General features: G+C 69.8%; 15 protein-coding genes. 10 read left to right on the top strand and 5 right to left on the bottom strand.

Going from position 1 to position 18,339, the window contains the following annotated elements; genetic code table 11:
• Positions 1 to 64: 64 nt before the first annotated feature.
• Positions 65 to 1,054: an endonuclease/exonuclease/phosphatase family protein gene (locus ACTJKJ_RS17940; protein ID WP_440821278.1), complete on the bottom strand. Its 990-nt coding sequence runs from the start codon at positions 1,052 to 1,054 to the stop codon at positions 65 to 67.
• 363 nt (positions 1,055 to 1,417) lie between these two features.
• Here ACTJKJ_RS17940 and ACTJKJ_RS17935 point away from each other — a divergent pair, with 363 nt between their 5' ends.
• Complete coding sequence (locus tag ACTJKJ_RS17935; protein WP_440821277.1) at positions 1,418 to 3,904, top strand: PAS domain-containing protein; 2,487 nt, start codon at positions 1,418 to 1,420, stop codon at positions 3,902 to 3,904.
• A complete protein-coding gene (locus ACTJKJ_RS17930) occupies positions 3,897 to 5,420 on the top strand; it encodes a CHAT domain-containing protein (RefSeq protein ID WP_440821276.1) in 1,524 nt (507 codons plus the stop codon). Before ACTJKJ_RS17935 ends, ACTJKJ_RS17930 begins: the two co-directional genes overlap by 8 nt.
• Positions 5,421 to 5,453: 33 nt before the next feature.
• Here ACTJKJ_RS17930 and ACTJKJ_RS17925 read toward each other — a convergent pair whose 3' ends face one another.
• The 3 genes from ACTJKJ_RS17925 to ACTJKJ_RS17915 all read right to left on the bottom strand — a co-directional run bounded on the left by ACTJKJ_RS17925 (position 5,454) and on the right by ACTJKJ_RS17915 (position 9,441).
• A complete protein-coding gene (locus ACTJKJ_RS17925; RefSeq protein WP_440821275.1) occupies positions 5,454 to 6,614 on the bottom strand; it encodes a hypothetical protein in 1,161 nt (386 codons plus the stop codon).
• A 129-nt stretch (positions 6,615 to 6,743) separates the two neighbouring features.
• The gene (locus ACTJKJ_RS17920; protein WP_440821274.1) at positions 6,744 to 7,754 is read right to left on the bottom strand and encodes a patatin-like phospholipase family protein; all 1,011 of its coding nucleotides are present in this window, start codon (positions 7,752 to 7,754) and stop codon (positions 6,744 to 6,746) included.
• An 82-nt stretch (positions 7,755 to 7,836) separates the two neighbouring features.
• Positions 7,837 to 9,441: an OmpA family protein gene (locus tag ACTJKJ_RS17915; protein WP_440821273.1), complete on the bottom strand. Its 1,605-nt coding sequence runs from the start codon at positions 9,439 to 9,441 to the stop codon at positions 7,837 to 7,839.
• A 193-nt stretch (positions 9,442 to 9,634) separates the two neighbouring features.
• Between ACTJKJ_RS17915 and gph the strand changes: the two genes are divergently transcribed.
• The gene (gph, locus tag ACTJKJ_RS17910) at positions 9,635 to 10,294 is read left to right on the top strand and encodes a phosphoglycolate phosphatase (RefSeq protein WP_440821272.1); all 660 of its coding nucleotides are present in this window, start codon (positions 9,635 to 9,637) and stop codon (positions 10,292 to 10,294) included.
• Positions 10,295 to 10,316: 22 nt separating this feature from the next.
• On the opposite strand, the gene ACTJKJ_RS17905 is transcribed toward gph, so the two are convergent.
• Positions 10,317 to 11,012 carry a chalcone isomerase family protein gene (locus tag ACTJKJ_RS17905; protein ID WP_091728171.1) on the bottom strand — a complete coding sequence of 232 codons (696 nt, stop codon included), beginning with the start codon at positions 11,010 to 11,012 and terminating at the stop codon, positions 10,317 to 10,319.
• Positions 11,013 to 11,391: 379 nt separating this feature from the next.
• Between ACTJKJ_RS17905 and trpE the strand changes: the two genes are divergently transcribed.
• From trpE to ACTJKJ_RS17870, 7 genes are all read left to right on the top strand, one after another.
• Positions 11,392 to 12,876 carry an anthranilate synthase component I gene (gene trpE, locus ACTJKJ_RS17900; protein WP_440821271.1) on the top strand — a complete coding sequence of 495 codons (1,485 nt, stop codon included), beginning with the start codon at positions 11,392 to 11,394 and terminating at the stop codon, positions 12,874 to 12,876.
• Between the two features lie 20 nt (positions 12,877 to 12,896).
• Positions 12,897 to 13,481 (top strand): anthranilate synthase component II, encoded by a 585-nt coding sequence (locus tag ACTJKJ_RS17895; RefSeq protein WP_440821270.1) that lies wholly within the window; start codon positions 12,897 to 12,899, stop codon positions 13,479 to 13,481.
• Positions 13,478 to 14,563, top strand: coding sequence for a low-specificity L-threonine aldolase (gene ltaE / locus ACTJKJ_RS17890; RefSeq protein ID WP_440821269.1), 1,086 nt, complete (start codon positions 13,478 to 13,480; stop codon positions 14,561 to 14,563). The genes ACTJKJ_RS17895 and ltaE overlap by 4 nt, the downstream gene beginning before the upstream one ends.
• A 13-nt stretch (positions 14,564 to 14,576) precedes the next feature.
• A complete protein-coding gene (trpD, locus tag ACTJKJ_RS17885; protein WP_091728158.1) occupies positions 14,577 to 15,617 on the top strand; it encodes an anthranilate phosphoribosyltransferase in 1,041 nt (346 codons plus the stop codon).
• Between the two features lie 78 nt (positions 15,618 to 15,695).
• Positions 15,696 to 16,487, top strand: coding sequence for an indole-3-glycerol phosphate synthase TrpC (gene trpC / locus ACTJKJ_RS17880; protein WP_440821268.1), 792 nt, complete (start codon positions 15,696 to 15,698; stop codon positions 16,485 to 16,487).
• An 8-nt stretch (positions 16,488 to 16,495) separates the two neighbouring features.
• The gene (locus ACTJKJ_RS17875) at positions 16,496 to 17,197 is read left to right on the top strand and encodes a uracil-DNA glycosylase (RefSeq protein ID WP_440821267.1); all 702 of its coding nucleotides are present in this window, start codon (positions 16,496 to 16,498) and stop codon (positions 17,195 to 17,197) included.
• Between the two features lie 187 nt (positions 17,198 to 17,384).
• Positions 17,385 to 18,329: a BadF/BadG/BcrA/BcrD ATPase family protein gene (locus tag ACTJKJ_RS17870; RefSeq protein ID WP_147242518.1), complete on the top strand. Its 945-nt coding sequence runs from the start codon at positions 17,385 to 17,387 to the stop codon at positions 18,327 to 18,329.
• Positions 18,330 to 18,339: the final 10 nt, after the last annotated feature.

Here is an 18,339-nt window from a genome sequence, read left to right as displayed (position 1 = left end):
GCGGCGAATTGGCGGATCGCCCGACCCACGCGCGCGGTTTCGAGCAGGACGCCCAGTTCCTCCATCAGCTCGTCGCCATGCGAGCACGGGATGCACGGGATGCACGGGAGGTCGGAGAAGGCTGCCTTTCGAAGTGTCCGACGATGGGAAGGTGGTCGAAGAAGGGATGCGGGGCGAGGGGATCGCCGCTCGACTCGAGCGCCGGCAGGGGAGCGACCCGGGTGTTCGCCTCGTTCAGGCGCCAGCCGAACCGTCCGCAGAGCACCGAGGACGAGACGATCAACTGGTCGAAGGTGCGCCAGTGGGAAAAGCGGCCGCCGGCGTGGAAGTAGGTGCCCGGGTCGCAGCTGCGATCCTCGGCGGCGCCCGGCGGAAAGGCGTGGAGATGCCGCCAGAAGGGGTTGTAGAAGAGCCGCCGGTTCCGCTTCACCCGGTCGCGATCGCGGCTTGCATGGAGATAACGCTCCATGCCCTCGTCGAACGGTTCATCGTTGAAGTCGCCGACCAGGACGACGTTCGCATCGGGCAGGTACCTCAGGATCTGGTCGTCGATCCAGCGACGCAGGAAAGCGGCCAGGTGCGTCCGTTCGACATCGTGCCGGTCCATGAACAGCCGGCTCGGCCAGTGCGATGCGATCAGGTGCAGCGGCTGGTTGCCATCGCGCAGGCGGACCAGGAAGGCCTGGCCGACCTTGCGGATCCCGCCTCCCTCGTCCTGGATGATCGACCGGTCGAACTCCACCGTGATGCGATCGGTCCGGCTCAGGACGCATTGCGAGAAGCGGCTCCGTCCCGCAGGGTGGAAGGCCTTCAGCCAGGTGTAGTCCGCCCGCGCGATCGGGCAGGCGTCGTGCAGTCCGTCGATGCTGCGTTCGGCCATCTCGCCCAGCACGATCACGTCCGCCCGGACCACCTCGATCAGGTGCCGCAGCACCTGCGCGGCCGCCTGGAAATGGGCCGGGCCAGCGCGGTCCGGGACGCGCGTCGGCGACAGGCCGGTGTTCCACCACGCGATGTGGATGCCCGGATCGGCGGGGAGGGACGAAGTCTTCATGGTCGGCGTCGGTAGGGGCGGGCAGTCACTCTACGAGGACGTCCGCGAGCGCGCCACGCCGGCGGCGCAATCGAATGAGTGGACTTCGCGCCGGTCCTGCCGGACATGAGTCAGCGCGCCCACCGACTCCTGCGCTTGCGGCCGCCGGACCGGCGCGCGGGGCCGTCGCGGCCGGCCCATTCGCTCTTGGCCGAGGCCGCGCGGCGTGGCATCTCCGCCACGGAATCGCTGCGAAGGCCGATGAAATCGGCCTCGGAGGGCGTCGGATCCCTATGTTGTCAGGCGCGCCGCGCGCGCAATCGGCGTAGCCTTCGGGCCGTTGACTGACGGGACTGGCGGCCAGCGATGGCCAGGGAGGCCCTCATGGACGACTCCGCGCACGAGCGGCCCACGTCCGCCGCGGCGGCCGCGCTGCTGGGGCAGATGAAGCGGGCGGTCTTCGACGGCTCGCGGATCGCCGTGATCCAGCGCGACCTCGCGAACCGCGTGCTCTACGCGAATGCCGCCGCCTTGGCGATGAGCGGCGCCGCCCATGTCGACGAGCTGCGCCTGGACCAGCTCTTCGCCGGCGAGGCCGGTCGCATCCTCGACGAAGAGACGCGCGGTCGACGCAACGGCGAGCTCGGCGCTTATCGCGTCACGCTGACGCGCCTGGACGACCCCGGCCGCCAGGTCGCCGTCGAGGTCACCGGCCTGCCGCTGATGGACGCGCGGGGCGCGGTGGTCGGCTCGCTGGGGTTCTTCCGCAGCCTGCAGCACCAGGTGCTGACCGACCGCCTGCGCGAATTGACGCTGAGCCACGCCGGACGCCCGGACCTGCTGCCGCGGATGGCCGAGGCCCTGCGCAGCGAGCTGCCCTACGACCTGATGCTGGTGTCCCGCGTCGTCGCGGACGGCGAGCATTGGGAATCGGAGATCGTCTTCAACCACCCGCCCTTCCGCCAGGACGTGCCGACCGCCTGGTACGAGCTCAATGACGCACAGCGCGCCTTCATGGAAGCGAACGACGGCGGCATCCACGATTTCGACGCGGTGATGAGCGCGCCGCCCTGGTCCGACATGGCCGACGAGCCGATCTGCCGCCAGATGCGCGCGATGGAGCTGAAGTCCAGCATGTGGCGACGCATCACCCGCGGGCAGGGCAGCGACGAGCGCACCGTCGCCATCCTGACCCTGCTCAGCCGCGAGCGCGATGCCTACGGCGAGTCCCATCAGACGCTGTTCAACCAACTGCCGCTGGTGGAGACGGTGCTCTGCGCGCTGGACCACGCGGCCCAGGAGCGCGACCGGCGCCAGCTGCGGATGTTCCGCGCGCTCAACCGCTGCGTCGACATCCAGGGCGCCTGCCGCTGCCTGGCCGACGCGCTGATCGAGATCTTCGACTGGCAGCATGTCGCGCTGTTCCGCATCGACAGCGCGCGCGAGTCCATCGTGCGCGTGGCCTCGGCGCGGCGCGGCGATGATGGGTGCGCGGTCGATACCGGCACCGTCTGGGGCGACTACGCGCAGCACCTGGGCGTGGGCATCCTCGGCCGCGTGGCGCGGACGATGACGGCGCAGAAGATCGCGGATGTCTCGCAGGACCCCGACTACCTGCGCACGCCCGATGGCGAGCCGATCCGCTCCGAACTGGCGGTGCCCATCCTGTTCTCCGAGGGCGAGCGGGTGCGCTTCATCGTCAACGTCGACGATCCGCGGGTCAACGCGTTCTCGCGCGAGCATGTCCGGCAACTGACCGACATCGCCCACGAGGTCGCCGGCGCGATGGAGCGCATCAGCGACCTGACCTTGATGACCGAGTGCGTGAACAACGTCGCCGATCCGGTCATCGCCACCGACGCGAAACTGCGGATCCGCCGGGTCAATCCGGCCGCGGAAGCGCTGTTCGGCGCGCGTCGCAAGGCGCTCGAGGGGCGCAGCCTGATCGACCTGTTCCAGGATCCGCAGCCGCTGGTGGCGCTGCTGCAGGGCACCGAGGCCGGTGACCGGCTCGGGGAGTTGCACGTGCGCCGCCCGGCCTGCGAGGACGCGGCGGCGGAGGCCGCCCAGGGCTCGGAGGCGTCGGGCGGGATGGGGGAGGCGCCCAGCTCGGTCTTCGTCACCCGGCGCGACTTTCCCGGCAAGCTCGGCGGCCATGTGTTCATCGCGCGCGACCTGCGGCCGATCCGCCGGTCGGTGCAGCTCGAATTCCTGGAGGAGACCGCCTACGAGCTGGCCGTCGAGACGCAGGCGCCGCTGGGCATGGCGATGTCCTGGCTGGAAAGCGAGCTCGAGTCGGCGCATCGTCCCGGCGCCGCGCGCGACCCGGACCGGGCCCGCGACCTGCAGACGGTGCTGCGGCAGCTGGGCCGGGTGAAGCACGCCTTCACGCGGCTGGCCATGTACAACCGCGAGGCCCGCGTCGCCGCGCGCGCGGTCAGCACGGTCCAGCTCGACAGCGAGCTGGAGGCGCTGCTCGCCAGCCTGGCCGCATCGGAACGGGAGAAGGTGCGGCTGGTCTCGGCGGCACGGCGGGTCGAGGTCGAGGCCGACCACACGCAGATGCACATCGTCGTCGAGAGCCTGCTGTCGGTGCTGCTGCGCGCGGCGCCGGAGACGGCGACGGTGCAGCTCACGCTGGTGCCGGACGACCGGGAGGTCTTCCTGCGCCTGCGCGGCAAGCTGCCACCGGCCCGTCGGCACGGCGCGCGTTTCGCGGCGCCCGAGGCGGCGCAGGCGGATCTGCGGCTGGCTCATCCGCTGCTCGACAAGCTGATGCGCAACCAGGGCGGCAGCCTGCGCATTCACGCGCTGGCCGATGGCGAGACCGAGTTCGTGCTCGGCTTCCCAAGGGGGATCGCTCATGGCTGACTTCCTCCTGGTGTTCTGTCCGCAGCAGCAAGGCATCGAGGTCGAGCAGATCAAGAAGCAGCTGCGGCGCTTCGGCGCGCATGCGGTGCAGCAGGAGACCACCTGCGAGACCGCCCTGGAGCAGCTGCAGCAGCAGCGCTTCGACTTCGTCATCGTCGGCAGCCGCCTCGCGGCCGATGCCGGCGCGGTGGTGGAGGACGGCGGCGGTCTCGACTTCTGCCGCAAGGCCAGGCTGCTGACGCAGACGCCGATGATGCTGCTGGCGCCGGCGCTGACCTCGGAGCTGCAGCGTGAGAGCGCGCGCGTGCCGGGCCTGACCGCCTATGCCGATCCGGGCACCGCCGGCGGCTTCGCGCTCGAGCTGCTGCAGCGCGGCCAGCGCGTCGATCCCTGCCTGGCGATCCGCGTCAAGGCCAGCGAGACCGGCTGGAGCTTCGACATCGACGGCATCGGTTTCAAGTTCCATGGCGACGGCATGCTGACCGTGCCGCGCTCGGCCTGGATGCGCTGGGAGGCGCAGCACATGTTCCAGCCCGACTGGTACGACGAGTTCTCCGACATCGGCGAAAGCATCCGCATCGCGCTGTGCGACGAGAACCCGCATTTCAAGGTCCAGCGCGAGCTGGGCCGCGCCGCCGCGGCGATGCAGCTGGGCGATGCCGGGCGCGAGCTGCCGGACCGGCTCACCTTCGCGGTGTCGGAGGCCTGTTATCCGCTGATGCTGGAGGCGGTCTTCGATCCGTCGCTGCGGCCGGAGCCCTGGCTGGCGCAAGCCGCCTCGGTGGCGCGGCGCCTGCTGGAAAGCGATGGCGACGCGAGCCAGGACCTGTTCTCCGGACCGCCCGCCGCGCGGCGCGCGCTGCTGATCTGCGCCGACACGCATGGCAGCGTGTTCAGCGCGAAGCTGCTGGGCGGGCAGGTGCGGCTGGATCCGCTGACCTCGGTGCGGCTCGAATGCGCGCGGGTGCGCAAGCTGCTGACGACCCGCGACACGCGCACCGGCCAGCCGCTGTTCTACGAGGACAACATCCGCGTGCTCGGCATGGACGGGCCGGTGACGCGCGCGGCGCTCGACGCGGCGCTGCGCGAGGGCAGCTGGGACCTGATCCATTTCGCCGGCCACACCTGCTTCCAGCGCCATGGCGCGCAGCAGCGCGGCGGCACCGGCTTCCTGTTCATCGGGCCGGCGGAGGAGCCGGAAGGCATCGACTTCGGCGACATCGTCAGCTACATGCGCGAGGCGCGCTTCGTCTACCTGAGCAGCTGCGAGAGCGGCAACTCGGGCTTCGCGGCGCTGGCCGCGGCCGCCGGCATCCATGCGGTGCTGGGTTATCGCTGCCGCGTCAACGACCGCACGGCGGCGCTGCAGGCGCGGCTGTTCTACCGGATGCTGCTGCGCAGCCATTCGTTGAACGCGGCCTTCGGCCTGGCGCGGCGCCGCATCTACAAGCGCTATCGCGACCGGGACAACGCCTGGGCCTCCGCGATGCTGGTCACGCCGGAATTCCGGTCGTGATCGGGGAAGGCGGTCTCGTCGACGCGTTCTCGCTCAACCCGGCTCGCTGGTCATCAGGTCCAGCGCGATGCCGGCGGCGGGATCCTGCGGGTAGAAAGCTTGATGGCCGTGCGCGGCGCGCATTGCCGGCTCGCCCCATGGCGCGGTGCGTGCGGACCGGTAGTTGAAGAGCAGGCGTGCGCCTGGCACCTGCCGAACGACCGCGTGGATCGCTTCGTCGTCCGGATGCTGGAAGAGGCTGCCGTCGGTGGAGACCAGCCAGGTGCCGCACTCGATCCGGCCGAGCAACTCCGGGCTGAGGTTGGCGGCCGAGCCGTGATGAGCCAGCTTGACCGCATCGAGCCGCAGCGTCGCGGCGCCTGTCGCGGCCGCCAGCCGACCCAGCGTCGCCGCGAGCGTCGGCGCATGCGCGTCGCCGAGCAGCGCGAGGCGTCGACCGGCGTATTCGGCGATGACGGCGATGCTCGAGCCGTTGGCCACCGCGTCATCCATCGGCCCGAGCGCCAGCGCCGCCGACGACATCATCTGGTCCGGCGTCGGCCGCAGCCGCGCGCCCGAGGCGCGATAGGCCGCGCGGCCATCGAGCCGCGCACGCAGCGCCGCCTCGTTCGCCGGATCGACCTCGGCGCGCTCCAGCGCGCGGCTCCAGGCGGTGCGCAGCTTGACGAGCTTGTCCAGCGTCGGCGAGAGCAAGGTGAGCCGCAGGCCGCCGGGCAGCTCGCGCACCGGCAGCGGTCCGGTCGCGGGCACGAACACCGGCGCGCCGTCGAAGGCCGCGTTCCATTGGCGCCCATCGATGCGTACGCTGATCTCGGTGCCCTGCGTCGCGCTGCGCTGGTGGGAGTCAGCCTCGTCGGAGGGCGCTTGGCGTGCGGCGGGCGGCGGCTCCTTCAGTTCCTGCGCGATGTGCGGCCAGCCGTTGAACCAGATGTCCCGGAAGGTCGCCAGCTCCGGATGATTCAGCAGCTTGAGACAGCCCTCGATGTGATCGCCGTCGACATGCGTGATGACCAGCAGTTCCAGCTCGCGCTGGTCCTCGGGCAAGGTCGCCAGGCGGGCCGACAGCGCGCCATAGGCGCCGATCGGTCCGCCGTCGATCAGCACGCGATGGGGCCGCGCCGCGTCGCCATAGCTCAGCAGCAGGCAGTCGCCGTGCCGCGCCGGCAGCAGCTCGATGCGGAACACCTCGGCCATGGCGGTCGTGGCGACGCGCTCAGGACAGCGCGTGCCGCGGATAGGGCCAGGCGGGTGCCTGGGGACGGAAGACCACCGCCGGCGCGCGGGAACGCAGCGCGGCGTCGCTGACCGCGTAACCCCAGTTGATCAGCTCGCACTGCTCCTGCTCCTTGAAGCGGTCCAGGCGCGTGCGGATNGGTCGGCGATCCGCGCCGGATCGACAGGCAGCGCCGGCACCTCGGTCGCGGGGTAGTCGGCGATGTCGGTGTCGATGGCCCAGAACGCGCCCTGGGCCTCGCCGCGCCCGTAGGCCGCGATCAGCATGCGCTTGCGCAGGGCCAGCGCCTGGTTCAGGCCGATGTCCATCGCGCGCAGCACCTGCCGCGGGGCCATCGTGCCGATGCCGGCGTCGATGTCGAAGGGCTTGCCGGCGTCGCTGACCAGCACCGTGGCATGGCGGCCCCAGACGGTTTCCAGCCCGAGGTTGTCGTAGACGCCGCCGTCGGCCAGCATCAGGCGACGGCGGTAGTCGACCTGGTCGTAGAGGTCGGCGCCCTCGACGCGGGTGAAGTCCTCCGGCCGCACGTCCAGCGCGATCGGCGCCAGGACCGGCGGGAAGGCGCTCGAGCAGGCCACCGCGGTGGCCACGTCGAAGCGCGGTTTCGGGATGAGGCCGATGCGGTAGTCGCCGGCGTAGGGCTTGGAGAAGCGGAAGCTGACGCCGGTGGCGTAGTTGGTCGCGTTGAACACGAAGCGCGGCGTGTCGGGCAGCGACTGCAGCGAGGCGTCCAGCCCCAGGCGCTGGCGATATTCCTCGGCGACGGCCTCGCCGGCCGAGCGGAAGGGATTGAAGGCGCCCGACAGCACCGAGGCCACGTCGATGTTGCGGGCGCAGAACTCGCGCAGCGGCGTCACGACCTCGGCCTCGAAATGCGCGGAATGCCCGTCGCCGTCGAAGGCCAGCCGCGGCCAGCGCACGGCCAGCAGCCCCGAGGCGATCGAGCCGCCGGAGACGCTGGACAGGCGCGCCAGCCGGCCCAGCACGCCCAGCTCGTTGAGCCGCCACAGCACGCCGACATGGAACAGCACGGCCCGGAAGCCGCCGCCGGATAGCGCGAGCGCGATGCCGTCGGCACGCGCGTCAGGGTCGAGGGGCATGGCCGTCTCCCGCAGTGGCAATGGTTCAGCCTAGGCAGCGAGGGAGGAGGGCGCAAGCTTGCAGTTGGGGATGGGCATCCAATCAACTGCTCGTCGCGGATGGCTCGGGTGGCTTGATGAGCAATTGGACTTCGACTCGGCGGCTTCGAGCGTTGCATTCGGCTAGGGCCGCGGCCTCGCCTTTGATCGGACACGGCTGCCCGCGCGTATCGCGGGCTGCGCTGCTTTCAATCACGAATTTGGGAAGAGTGGCATGGGGCCGCTGGGTTTCGAGTCGACTGGCGAGGAGATCGGCCACCGCTTGAGCCCGGGCATGACCGAGGTCCAGGTTGGTTGACTTGCTCGGGGGCATCGGATCGGCATGGCCGCGTACGCGCACCTCCACGACCTTCCACCCCTCTGGCGCCACGTGTTCCGATCGGGCGTAGCTGTCGAACAGGTTCTCCAGCTCTTGCGGGTCAATCGGTTTGGACGAATTCGTTCCGAAGTGAATTTCTTCCGGGAGCTCGGCACATTGCTGCGGAAGAGGATCCAGCATCCTCACGTCGGCCGTCTCGAGTTCGATGCGTCCTTCGGACAGCGCGCCCGAGGCTTTGGCACCCGCAGGCCGAATGAGGCTGCGACTGCCGATACCGTGCCAAAGCACCTGAGCGCGGCTGATGAGCAGGGAACCGTCCGCCAGTCGGCAGCCTCGAGCCGCCATGCCGTGTTCCGCGCTGAGCTGCCAGACTTGTTCTGCCGCCTTGTTGGTGACGACGAGATCGGCGGCTTTGCGATACAGCCCCAAACGGTCGAAGGTGACCTCCATGGTTGGACTGATCGGACGATCGCCTTTCAACAGGAAGGCGGAATAGATGGGCGCGCCGAGATTGAACGCAATCAGGATGGGAATGCCTTGGCGCCGGGTCTTCTCAAATCGGGGGTCGAAGCACAACGACAAGAGGAACGAGGCGAGCGTGCCCTGAATGAGAATGGTCTGGACGGCCCACCATTCGGCTCTGCCGATCAAAAGCACCATCAAGCCAGTGCTGATGAAGGCGAAAGTCGCCGAGGCAAGCGCGGCGTCCCATCCCTTGCCTGGGGCGAGATGCCTCTTGAGGCAGAAGGTCGCTATGGGGTAGCTGAGGATGATTCCAGCGATCACGATGCCGGGAGGTCCACTCTTCTTCGCATCGACCAAGATCGAGAGCGCCCAGTAGGCGGTGAGGATCAAGAAGATTGCGAACCCCAGCGCGGCGGTCCACGCCAACCATCCCCACCGCCGGAATGCCGACCGGCTGTCTCCAGGCGTTTTATCGAACAGGTGTACCGCTTCCAGTATCGGTCCGACAAAGTACTGCCCGAATGCAGCGAAGAAGATTCCAATGACGCTGAAGCTGGTGCCGACGAAGATCAGGAACAAGCTGTCCGCAGCGCTCAAGCCGGTGGGGAAGAACCCGATGGTGAAAAAGCAGTATGCGAAAACAAGAGTGCCGCCGTATAGAAGACCGAGCTTGGCACCAAGGGTCAGCCAATCGCCTAGCCGCTGGGTCCAGCCGGCATTCCCAGGATCACTTTCATGGTTGGCGGGCGGCGTTCGGTTTGCCCGCGCGAGCGCATGCCGTACCGGACGGCGAATTCCTCTGATGCTCATGTGTGGGGTTCCCTTGTCCCCGCAATCGATACCGGCTTTGGCGCCGGTTTTCATATCGACATTGACCGGCCGAATGCTGCTGACTCAACGTCGCTGGAACACAAGCTCGGTGGGTCGCAAAGTCTATCTTGATGGTGGATGGCGGTGCGCATCGCTGAAGTTCTGAGGCAGTCACGAAACCGCGCGCTATGGGCGACGGCTACGATGCGGCGCCGCCTGTCGCTTGCCCTCTTCGCTGTCCGACGTCATGCCCACCCTTGTCCCCACCCCCACCGCCTTCATGCTCGACCTCGACGGCACGCTCGTCGACACGCTGGGCGATTTCGTCGCCGTGCTCAACCGCGTGATGGTCGACATGGCGCTGCCCGAGGTCTCGCGGGCCTTCGTCGAGCACACCATCGGGCAGGGCAGCGAGCACCTGATCCGCAGCGTGCTCGCCGAGGCGGGCGCGCCGCAGCAGCGCTACGAGGAGGCCTGGACGCTGTACCAGCGCCATTACGAGGTGCTCAACGGCGAGCACGCCGATGTGTTTCCCGGCGTCGTCGAGGGACTGGACGCGCTCAAGGCGCTCGGCCTGCCGATGGCCTGCCTGACCAACAAGCCGGCCGCCTTCGCCCGTGAGCTGCTCCGGCGCAAGGGCCTGGCCCACTACTTCGACCGCGTCTTCGGCGGCGACGACTTCGAGCGCAAGAAGCCCGATCCGCTGCCGCTGCTCAAGACCTGCGAGGCGCTAGGCAGCGCGCCGGCCACGACCTGGATGATCGGCGACTCCAGCAACGACGCCCGCGCCGCCCACGCGGCCGGCTGCCCGATCGCGCTGGTCAGCTACGGCTACAACCACGGCGAGCCGATCCGCGGCGTGCCCGCGGATCGCTACCTGGACCGGCTGGACGAGCTGCTCGGCTGAGCGCTCGCGGAGCGCCGCAACCTCAGCGGTTGCTGCCCGCGGCGTTGCGGCTGCTCGTCGCAGCAGGCTTGGCGCCGCCCAGCAGCGCCACCTTCAGGTCGGAGTCGGCCGGCGACTTGCCCAGCCAGATCTTCAGCAGCATGTGGAAGAAGTCCTCGCCCTTGATCGGCTCGCCGGGAATCAGCTGGCCGTTGACGAAGACCACGGTGCCGGTGCCGGGGATGTAGTCCACACCGAAGCTCTCGCCGGTCTTGAGCTTCTTCTTCTGCACGAAGATCTCCGACATGCGCAGCACGCCGCTGATGGAGCGGCCGAATTCCTCGCGCGTGGCGTTCTGCTCCATGCCCTTGGTGAAGAGCTTGCCCAGTTCCTCGCCGTCGATGTCGCGCAGCATCTGGATGTGGATGCGCTTGGGACCGTTGTTGGCCAGCACGGCCTCCGGCGTGGTGGCCTTCGCGTTCAGGTACAGGCCGGCGGTGTAGACCTTGAAGATCGCCTTGTAGCGGATCCCCGCGCCGTTGAGCTGCAGCTTCTGGCCGGCGACCTCGGCGGTGCCGTCGTACTTGACGCCGGCGAGCTCGACTGGCGCCGGGGCCGCCGCGGGCGGGGCGGCCGGCGCGGCCGATGACGCGCCCGGTGGCGTCGACTGGGCGGACGCCCCGACGGGCGCCAGCATCGCGGCCGCGAGCGCGGCCATCAGGACATTGCGCTTGGACATGGTGTCTCCTTCCCTCCGGAGGATCGGCCGGCTCCGCGGCCGACTCTGGACGGGGAGTATGCGCGAACCGCCCCGCGGCCGGCCCCCGGGAATCCGCCTGCTACACTGCGCCGCACCATGTTTATCACGCGCAAGCACATCAAGGGGTCGAACGACCGGGGAGCCTGGCCCTGGCGATCCTGGCACGACTTCACCTGAAGCCGCCTGCTGCTTGCCACCCGCCGTCCCCTCTATCCCTCGGACGCGGGTCACCGTCACACTCTTGCTGCACCCTACCCGACGGGGCAGGTCCAACAGGCGACCTGAGTTTCCGCTTGCGCGCGCGCCGTGATGCCCAGCATCACCGGCCGTCGCCGCAGCCGACAAGAGGTTTGACGACGTGATCACTGAACTGGAATTCCAAAGCCTGGCCGCCGACGGCTACAACCGCATCCCGCTGATCAGCGAGGCCTTCGCGGACCTTGAGACCCCGCTCTCGCTCTACCTCAAGCTCTGCGCCGGCAACGGGCCCGGCCGCCACAGCTTCCTGCTGGAATCCGTGGTCGGCGGCGAGCGCTTCGGCCGCTACTCCTTCATCGGGCTGCCGGCCCGCACCGTGCTCAAGAGCGAAGGCACGGTCACCCGCGTGATCCGTGACGGCGCGGTGATCGAGACCCACGACGGCGACCCGCTCGCCTTCATCGAGGCCTACCAGCAGCGCTTCAAGGTCGCGCTGCGGCCCGGCATGCCACGCTTCTGCGGCGGCCTGGCCGGCTACTTCGGCTACGACGCGGTGCGCTACATCGAGCCGCGCCTGGCCGACTCCACGCCCGAGGGCGGCCTGCCCACCCCCGACGTGATGCTGCTGCAGTGCGAGGAGCTGGCCGTCATCGACAACCTGTCGGGCAAGCTCTACCTGATCGTCTACGCCGACCCGTCGCAGCCCGAGGCCTACTTCAAGGCCAAGAAGCGGCTGACGGAGCTCAAGGACAAGCTGGGCTACTCGGTGGCCGCGCCGCGCGTGGTGCGCGGGCAGGCCCATCCGGTCGAGCGCGAGTTCAACAAGGCCGACTTCCTCGCCTCGGTCGACAAGGCCAAGGCCTTCATCGCGGCCGGCGACTGCATGCAGATCGTCTTCGGCCAGCGGCTGAAGAAGCGCTACACCGAATCGCCGCTGAGCCTCTACCGCGCGCTGCGCTCGCTCAACCCCAGCCCCTACATGTACTTCTACGACATGGGGGACTTCCAGATCGTCGGCGCCTCGCCCGAGATCCTGGTGCGCCAGGAATCGACGCCCGAAGGCCGCAAGGTCACGATCCGCCCGCTCGCCGGCACGCGTCCGCGCGGCGGCACGCCGGAGCAGGACCAGGCGCTCGAAGTGGAGCTCAAGGCCGATCCCAAGGAGCGCGCCGAGCACCTGATGCTGATCGACCTGGCCCGCAACGACATCGGCCGCATCGCGCAGACCGGCAGCGTGAAGGTGACCGACGCGTTTGCCGTCGAGCGCTACTCGCATGTGATGCACATCGTCAGCAACGTCGAGGGCCTGCTCAAGGACGGCATCGGCAACATGGACGTGTTCCGCGCCAGCTTCCCGGCCGGCACGCTGTCGGGCGCGCCCAAGATCCGCGCGATGGAAATCATCGACCAGCTCGAGCCCGTCACGCGCGGCATCTACGGCGGCGCCTGCGGCTACCTGAGCTTCGGCGGCGACATGGACCTGGCCATCGCCATCCGCACCGGCGTGGTCATGGACCAGGTGCTGTACGTGCAGGCGGCGGCGGGCATCGTGGCCGATTCGGTGCCCGAGCTCGAATGGAAGGAGACCGAGGCCAAGGCCCGCGCGCTGCTGCGCGCGGCGGAACTGGTCGAGGAAGGCTTCTGAGGCTGACGACGGAGAACGACATGCTGCTGATGATCGACAACTACGACAGCTTCACCTTCAACCTGGTGCAGTACTTCGCCGAACTCGGCGCCGAGGTGAAGACGGTCCGCAACGACCAGATCGGCCTCGACGAGATCGCGGCGCTCAAGCCCACTCACCTCGTGCTCTCGCCCGGCCCCTGCACGCCCAAGGAAGCCGGCATCTGCGTGCCGGCGATCCAGCGCTTCATCGGCCAGCTGCCCATCCTGGGCGTCTGCCTGGGCCACCAGAGCATCGGCGCCGCGCTCGGCGGGAACATCATCCGCGCCAAGGTGCAGATGCATGGCAAGTCCTCGACCATCACCACCGACACGCAGGGCGTCTTCAGCGGCCTGCCCGAGCGCTTCGACGTGATCCGCTACCACTCGCTGGCGATCGAGGAAGCGACGATCCCGGCCGAGCTGGAGATCAGCGCGCGCAGCGAGGACGGCGAGATCATGGGCGTGCGTCACCGCGCGCTCGCCGGCACCGCCACGCCGCTGGAGGGCGTGCAGTTCCATCCCGAATCCATCCTGTCCGAGCACGGCCACGCGATGCTCAAGAACTTCCTGGAGTTGGCGCGATGAATGCGTGCACGAATGGGCGCACGACCGCGGGCGCGGCGGGCGCGCGCGCGGCGGTCGTCGACCTGCGCAGCGACACCGTCACCCAGCCCACTGCCGGCATGCGTGCCGCCATGGCGGCGGCGCCGCTGGGCGACGACGTCTTCGGCGACGACCCCAGCGTCAACGCGCTGCAGTCGGCGCTGGCGGAGCGCCTGGGCTTCGAGGCGGCGCTCTTCATGCCCACCGGCACGCAGAGCAACCTGTGCGCGCTGATGGCGCATTGCCAGCGCGGCGACGAGTACATCGTCGGCCAGTTCGCCCACACCTACCGCTGGGAGGGCGGTGGCGCCGCGGTGCTGGGCTCGATCCAGCCGCAGCCGCTGAACCACGCGCCCGACGGCTCGCTGCCGCTGGCCGACATCGAGGCCAACATCAAGCCCGACGACGCGCACTTCGCGCGCACCCGGCTGCTGGCGCTGGAGAACACGATCGGCGGCAAGGTGCTGCCGATGGACTACCTGGCCGCCGCATCCGAGCTGGCGCGGCGTCACGGCCTGGCCCGTCACCTGGACGGCGCGCGCCTGTTCAACGCGGCCGTCGCCGTGGCCGCCGCCGAGGGCGGCGATCCGTATGCCGCGGCGCGGCGCATCTGCGCGCATTTCGACAGCGTCTCGGTCTGCTTCTCCAAGGGCCTGGGCGCGCCGGTGGGCTCGGTGCTGTGCGGCTCGCGCGAGTTGATCCAGCGCGCGCACCGCTCGCGCAAGATGCTCGGCGGCGGCATGCGCCAGGCCGGCGTGCTCGCGGCGGCGGCGCATCACGCGCTCGACCACCAGGTCACGCGCCTGGCCGAGGACCATGCGCTCGCCAGTCGCCTGGCCGAGGGCCTGCGCGGACTGCCCGGCCTGACGGTCGAGGCGCCGCAGACCAACATCGTGTTCTGCGATGTCGACAAGGACATCGCCGCGGCGCTGGTCGCGCATCTGAAGGCGCAGGGCGTGCTGGCGACGGGCCTGTACAAGCTGCGCTTCGTCACCCATCTGGATGTCGACGCCGCGGGCGTCGACCGCGCGATCGCGGCGGTGCGCCGCTTCTTCAACGCCTGAGCGGGAGGCCACCATGCCCATCACCGACAACGAAGCGCTGACGCGGGTCATCGAGCACCGCGAGATCTTCCACGACGAGATGCTGGCGCTGATGCGCCGCATCATGAGCGGCGAGATCTCGCCGGTGACCGCCGCGGCCATCCTGATCGGCCTGCGCGTGAAGAAGGAGACCATCGGCGAGATCACCGCCGCCGCGCAGGTGATGCGCGAGTTCTCCGTCAAGGTGCCGATCACGCCGGGGCCGCATCTGGTGGATGTCGTCGGCACCGGCGGCGACGGCGCGCACACCTTCAACATCTCGACCTGCTCGATGTTCGTGGCGGCCGCGGCGGGCGCGCAGGTGGCCAAGCACGGCAACCGCAGCGTCTCGTCCAAGACCGGCAGCGCGGATGTGCTGGAGGCGCTCGGCGTGACGCTGTCGCTGCCGCCGCAGGCGGTCGCCGATTGCGTGCGCAACACCGGCATCGGCTTCATGTTCGCGCCCAACCATCACCCGGCGATGAAGAACATCGCGCCGGTGCGCAAGGAACTGGGCGTGCGCACCATCTTCAACATCCTGGGCCCGCTGACCAATCCGGCGGACGCGCCCAACATCCTGATGGGCGTGTTCCATCCGGACCTGGTCGGCATCCAGGTCCGCGTGATGCAGCGCCTGGGCGCGCAGCACGCGGTGGTGGTCTACGGCAAGGACAACATGGACGAGATCTCGCTGGGCGCGGCGACCCTGGTCGGCGAGCTCCGCAACGGCGAGATCCGCGAGTACGAGATCCATCCCGAGGACTTCGGCATGCCCATGGTCGCCAGCCGCAACCTGCGGGTGAGCGGCCCCGAGGAGAGCCGCCGCATCCTGCTGGGCGTGCTCGGCAACGAGCCCGGCGCGGCGCGCGACATCGTGCTGCTCAATGCCGGCGCGACGCTGTATGCGGCCAATGTCGTCGAGTCCATCGCCGACGGCATCGTGAAGGCGCGCGCGGCGATCGAGTCCGGCGCGGCGCGCGCCAAGCTCGACGAATTCGTCGCCGAGACGCAGCGGCAAGCCGCGGCGCAGTCCTGACCGTGGCGAGGCCGGGCCCGTGCGGGCCTGGGCGTCGACCGCCTCCGGCCCTGGCGCCGGACCTGAAGTGAGAAAGCCATGTCCGACATCCTGGATCGCATCAATGCCGTCAAGCGCGACGAGGTCGCCGCCGCGCAGGCCCGCGTGCCGCTGGCCGCACTGCGTGCCGAGGCGGAATCGCGCGCCGAGCCCACGCGCGGCTTCGCGCAGGCCTTGCGCGACAAGATCGCCGCCGGCCGCAGCGGTGTGATCGCCGAAGTGAAGAAGGCCAGCCCCAGCAAGGGCGTGCTGCGCGCGGACTTCCGTCCCGCCGACATCGCCCGCAGCTACGAGCGGCACGGCGCGGCCTGCCTGAGCGTGCTCACCGACGCGCCGCATTTCCAGGGCTCGGTCGCCTACCTGCAGCAGGCGCGCGCCGCCTGCGCGCTGCCGGTGCTGCGCAAGGACTTCATGGTCGATCCGTACCAGGTCTACGAGGCGCGCGCGATGGGCGCGGACTGCATCCTGCTGATCGTCGCCAGCCTCGCGGATGGCCAGATGGCGGAGCTGGAGGACTGCGCGCTCGGCCTGGGCCTGGACGTGCTGGTGGAGGTCCACGATGGCGCCGAACTCGAGCGCGCGCTGCGGCTGAAGACGCCGCTGGTGGGCATCAACAACCGCAACCTGAAGACCTTCGAGGTGACGCTGGATACGACGCTGGGACTGCTGGCGCAGGTGCCGGCCGATCGCCTGCTGGTGACCGAGTCCGGGATCCTGGGGCCGGGCGACGTGCAGCGCATGCGCGACGCGCAGGTGCATGCCTTCCTGGTCGGCGAGGCCTTCATGCGCGCGCCCGACCCGGGCGCGGCGCTGTCGGCGCTGTTCGGTTGAGGCCGGCGATGTCCGCGACGCTGCAGGCCATCGACTGGGAGGTCGGCGACGGCTGGCAGCCGCTGGTCGACGCCTGGCGCGCGAGCGCCGACGGCCAGCGCATCGAAGCGCTGCTGAAGGAGCGTCTGGCCGCGGGCGCCGCCATCTATCCGCCGGACCCGCTGCGCGCGCTACGGCTCACGCCGCTGACGCTGGCGACGGTGGTGATCGTCGGCCAGGATCCGTATCACGGGCCGGGGCAGGCGGAAGGGCTGGCGTTCTCGGTGCCGGCGGGCCAGAAGCTGCCGCCGTCGCTGCGCAACATCTTCAAGGAACTGCAGCGCGACCTGGGCCAGCAGCCGGCGATGTGCGGTCACCTGGGCGAGTGGGCCCAGTGCGGCGTGCTGCTGCTCAACACCAGCCTGACCGTAGAGGACGGCGCCGCCGCCTCGCATGCGAAGAAGGGCTGGGAATCGCTCACCGATGCGCTCATCGCCGCGACGGCGAAGGACCCGGCGCCGAAGGTCTACCTGCTGTGGGGCGCGCATGCGCAGGCCAAGGCGCCGCTGATCGAGGCCGCCGGCAATGGCCACCTCGTGCTGCAGGCCAATCACCCGTCGCCGCTCTCGGCCACGCGCGGGCCGGTGCCGTTCATCGGCTGCGGCCACTTCTCTGCGGCGCGGGATTGGCTCAAGGGCAAGGGCGTCGGTCTGGAGTGGTCGCTGGACTGACGGACTGCAAAGGGCGCTGGCCCTCCGCAGGCCACCTCTGCGCGCTTCGTCATTTCAGCCGGCCATCACTGGTACGTTGGTGGTTATCATCCGCGAGCCCCTAGCGGAGCGATTTGTGCATCAGGGTTAAGTCCAGTGCGCTACCAATTGACGCTTCGCGTCTTTTGGTACTAAACTGGTATTAATCATGAACAGCCACCCCTTGGCGGACGCCTGGTCCGCGCCCTTGCAGCCGCGCTTCACCGCCGTCCGCTACCTCGTGGGGGTGGATGGCGGCGGCACCGGCACTCGGGTCCGGCTCAGCGATGTCCACGGACAGCTGCTCGGCCAGGGATGGGCGGGGCCATCCGCGCTGGGGCAGGGCATCGCGCAGGCCTGGCGTCACATCCAGACCGCGGTCCAGGAGGCCGCGGCCAAGGCCGGCATCGAACGCCTGCCGCTGGCCGAGGCCGCCATCGGACTCGGCCTGTCCGGCGCCGGCGTCACCGCGCAGGCGCAGGCCTTCATCGCGCAGCAGCCCGGCTACGCCCACATCGAGCTCGCGAATGACGGCACCACCTCCGTCATCGGCGCCCATGCCGGCCGGCCCGGTGGCGTCATCGCCGCCGGCACCGGCACGGTGGGCGAGGCGCTGCGCGCCGATGGCTCGCTGGTCTGCGTCAGCGGCTGGGGCTGGATCGGCGGGGACGAAGGCAGCGGCGCCTGGCTCGGCATCCAGGCGATGCGCCAGGCGCAGAAGGCCATGGACGGCCGCGCCGAGCCCGGCCCACTCGCACAGGCGGTGTGGGGCGCCGCCGGCTGCCAGCACGAGCAGGATCGCGACGCGATCAACGCCTGGGTCGCCCAGGCCGGCCAGCATGCCTACGCGCAGCTGGCGCCGCTGGTCTTCGAGCATGCGGGCGCCGATCCGGCCGCGGCCGCGCTGGTCGCGCAGGCGGTGGCGGAACTCGAGCAGCTCGCGCTCGCGCTGGACCCCTCACAGCAGCTGCCGCTGTCGCTCGCGGGCAGCGTGGCGCAGCGGCTTGCCGCGCTTTTCTCAGGCAACATTCGGGCCCGTTGCGTGTCGCCCCAGGGCGACTCGGCCGACGGTGCGCTGCGGCTGGTCCGCGGCGCTCTCTCCGACCCCCGTTGAGAAGCAGAGA

This window comes from Roseateles sp. 22389 (genome assembly GCF_052044995.1).
Lineage (GTDB): Bacteria > Pseudomonadota > Gammaproteobacteria > Burkholderiales > Burkholderiaceae_C > Roseateles.
The sequence above is the reverse complement of the archived record's forward strand: the minus strand, read 5'-3'. Positions and strand labels throughout refer to the sequence as shown.

Coding starts and splice junctions, on each gene's coding strand:
- ACTJKJ_RS17940 (WP_440821278.1), bottom strand. CDS start 1,054: ATGAAGACTTCGTCCCTCCCCGCCGATCCGGGCATCCACATCGCGTGG.
- ACTJKJ_RS17935 (WP_440821277.1), top strand. CDS start 1,418: ATGGACGACTCCGCGCACGAGCGGCCCACGTCCGCCGCGGCGGCCGCG.
- ACTJKJ_RS17930 (WP_440821276.1), top strand. CDS start 3,897: ATGGCTGACTTCCTCCTGGTGTTCTGTCCGCAGCAGCAAGGCATCGAG.
- ACTJKJ_RS17925 (WP_440821275.1), bottom strand. CDS start 6,614: ATGGCCGAGGTGTTCCGCATCGAGCTGCTGCCGGCGCGGCACGGCGAC.
- ACTJKJ_RS17915 (WP_440821273.1), bottom strand. CDS start 9,441: ATGAAAACCGGCGCCAAAGCCGGTATCGATTGCGGGGACAAGGGAACC.
- gph (WP_440821272.1), top strand. CDS start 9,635: ATGCCCACCCTTGTCCCCACCCCCACCGCCTTCATGCTCGACCTCGAC.
- ACTJKJ_RS17905 (WP_091728171.1), bottom strand. CDS start 11,012: ATGTCCAAGCGCAATGTCCTGATGGCCGCGCTCGCGGCCGCGATGCTG.
- ACTJKJ_RS17895 (WP_440821270.1), top strand. CDS start 12,897: ATGCTGCTGATGATCGACAACTACGACAGCTTCACCTTCAACCTGGTG.
- ltaE (WP_440821269.1), top strand. CDS start 13,478: ATGAATGCGTGCACGAATGGGCGCACGACCGCGGGCGCGGCGGGCGCG.
- trpD (WP_091728158.1), top strand. CDS start 14,577: ATGCCCATCACCGACAACGAAGCGCTGACGCGGGTCATCGAGCACCGC.
- trpC (WP_440821268.1), top strand. CDS start 15,696: ATGTCCGACATCCTGGATCGCATCAATGCCGTCAAGCGCGACGAGGTC.
- ACTJKJ_RS17875 (WP_440821267.1), top strand. CDS start 16,496: ATGTCCGCGACGCTGCAGGCCATCGACTGGGAGGTCGGCGACGGCTGG.
- ACTJKJ_RS17870 (WP_147242518.1), top strand. CDS start 17,385: ATGAACAGCCACCCCTTGGCGGACGCCTGGTCCGCGCCCTTGCAGCCG.